The sequence below is a fragment of the Mesorhizobium sp. M2D.F.Ca.ET.226.01.1.1 genome (assembly GCF_004022705.2).
Lineage (GTDB): Bacteria > Pseudomonadota > Alphaproteobacteria > Rhizobiales > Rhizobiaceae > Mesorhizobium.
In genome coordinates this window covers 1-340 of sequence record NZ_RZOY02000081.1, presented here as the reverse complement: position 1 = coordinate 340, position 340 = coordinate 1, and the positions used below count along the sequence as shown (strand labels likewise).

The 340-nt window shown below is 59.4% G+C and carries 1 protein-coding gene; it reads right to left on the bottom strand.

The features are described from left to right. Positions 1-6: 6 nt before the first annotated feature. Positions 7-171, bottom strand: a complete 165-nt coding sequence (locus tag EN869_RS33840) for a hypothetical protein (RefSeq protein ID WP_127299808.1) — start codon at positions 169-171, stop codon at positions 7-9. Positions 172-340 lie beyond the last annotated feature (169 nt).

Below are 340 nucleotides of genomic sequence, written 5' to 3'. Positions count from 1 at the left end.
AAAATTTCAGTTCTTACGCACGCGGCCGTCATAAAGGTCCGGCCAACCGATGTCCTTGCGGATGTCCGCGGGCAAAGTGTTCAGGAAACGCTGCGTGCGAATCTCGTCCCGCACGGTGCGGATCTTGCCGACATAGTTCTGTACGCTACGCAGGATGGTAAAACCGTTCATGACCAGACTCCTCTCTTTTGATGGGAGGAGTATCTCACACCCCTGCTGACAGCAGTCTGTCAGGAGCCTGGCAGGTTGCCGAAGCAGGCCCCGGAAAGATTGGCGCGGCCCCGGGCAACCGGTTGCCTGTCAGGAGCGAATGCGGCTGCCGGAGGCGCCAAGAACCGCT